1 protein-coding gene is annotated in these 384 nt (G+C 63.0%); it reads left to right on the top strand.

Annotation, left to right across the window (positions count from 1 at the left end; translation table 11 throughout):
• The coding region (locus SB822_RS55290; protein ID WP_410858871.1) for an RNA polymerase sigma factor at window positions 1-384 on the top strand (384 nt) is incomplete at both ends.

The following is a 384-nucleotide window of genomic DNA, read 5'->3' as shown; positions in this document are numbered from 1 at the left end:
GAATACGCGACCCGGACGATGCCGAGGACATCCTGCAGGACGTGTTCCACGAATTCGTGCAGGCTTACCGGCTTCCCGCTCCGATCGAACAGGCCAGCGCGTGGCTTTTCCGCGCCGCGCGCAACCGCATCATCGATCGCTTTCGCAAGAAAAGAGAGCAGCCGCTGCCCGATCCGTTCGAGACCGACGACGACGCCGGCAGCGAATATCGCCTCGACCTCGCGCTGCCGGCGCACGATGCCGGTCCCGAAGCGCTCTACGCTCGCGCTCTATTGCTCAAGGCTTTGCAGGACGCGCTCGATGAGTTGCCGCCGAATCAACGTGACGTATTTATCGCCCACGAGCTCGAGGGGCGTTCCTTCAAGGACATGGTCGCGCAAAGCG

This window comes from Paraburkholderia sp. SIMBA_054 (genome assembly GCF_046534875.1).
Taxonomy (GTDB): Bacteria; Pseudomonadota; Gammaproteobacteria; order Burkholderiales; family Burkholderiaceae; genus Paraburkholderia; species Paraburkholderia hospita.
This window is presented reverse-complemented; position numbering and strand designations above follow the sequence as displayed.